We start from the raw sequence: 1,275 nt of genomic DNA, 5'->3' as shown, positions 1-1,275 counted from the left end.
TAAATGTTTTCAAATTGATCATACAAGAAAATACAATTTAAAAAGAAGAGAGTACAGAAAGTCTAAGGGGTTCTCTTCAGAGGTGCAAAACTTTAAAACACAACACAAATGGACTATCAATTCGCATTTGAATTGGCAGTCATATTTATTATTGATATATAGGTATTATTGCTATAATATCATCTTTTTTAGCTCTATAATTAGCAGCCTATTTGGTCGCACTACAATGAAAGTTGTAATACAACTAATCAGTCTGCTAATTGATATGTTAAAAGAACCTTCAAACTACATCGGTTTTTTATTAACAGAGAATTTTAATTTTTGCAGGATAAGTTGTAAAGTATTGGTATAATTAGTAATAGAGGATTTTTTCTTATTGAACTAAAGAGCAGGTTAGTTGAACAAGAATATAACTAACCGATGTTAGATTGGAGACAAATATGCATAATAAGAAGGAACGAGGACTACGACGAAAAACAAAGGATATGATTAAGCGAATTGAGGATGAAACAAAAGAGTTTCCTTCCGATTCTTATAACGGATACTGGCATCTTCATTTACCAGTAGCTCAAAGTTTTATTGATTCTGAGAAGACTCCTTTTGGAATTAAACGATTATGTGTTCAAACTCTTCTAAAGGCTGCAAAACATTTGATTGAAATTAAACCATATACTGATGAAAAGTACCGAGTGGTTGTTTCAATTGATACTTCCAAACTGTTTAATACTCAAGTCATTGTATTTAATGGAGATACTCACTTTGAAGGTTTTTTTGATAGAAATAATGAATTTCAAAAGTGGATTCCTTTAACTGAAGAAAGAGACTTTGAAAGAGAATGGAAGTTGAACATCCCCCAAAATATGATTGTAAAAGGGATTAGAGAAGAAATTTGTGATGAAGATGGAGAATATAAGAGAGAAATTTGGTTTGTTGGAGAATTGGAATAAGTTGATACAATCATTGTATTTCCAACTAACGGGTGCTTTAGTTTAACAAGAACAGATGAAAATTAGTCTTACTAAAATTAAAACTAGAAAAACACTGAGTAAATAATCAGTGTTTTTTTTGCATTACTTTCTGTCTGAAAACCACAAAAAGCACCGCTAAAAGCGATGCTAATATCATTCCGTTTTAAATTGCTATTTGGGGATCGATTTCGTGTTTTGCACCTCTGAAGAGAACCCCTTACAGAAAGTCACTGCTACTTTAAATAACAGAAAAATGCAGTGGTTTGCATCATGAATACAGAAACTCTGGTATTTTGAGCAAGTATTT

Annotated in this window: 1 protein-coding gene; it reads left to right on the top strand. The window is 31.3% G+C overall.

Annotation, left to right across the window (positions count from 1 at the left end; all coding sequences use genetic code 11):
• Window positions 1-440: 440 nt before the first annotated feature.
• On the top strand, window positions 441-947 hold the full coding sequence (locus B371_RS0100380; protein WP_019412381.1) for a DUF3916 domain-containing protein: 507 nt from the start codon (window positions 441-443) through the stop codon (window positions 945-947).
• Window positions 948-1,275: the final 328 nt, after the last annotated feature.

This window comes from Paenisporosarcina sp. TG20, assembly GCF_000286315.1.
Classification (GTDB): Bacteria; Bacillota; Bacilli; order Bacillales_A; family Planococcaceae; genus Paenisporosarcina.
This window is presented reverse-complemented; position numbering and strand designations above follow the sequence as displayed.

Excerpts from the sequence above, each read along its gene's own strand:
- B371_RS0100380 (WP_019412381.1), top strand. The coding sequence starts at position 441 with ATGCATAATAAGAAGGAACGAGGACTACGACGAAAAACAAAGGATATG.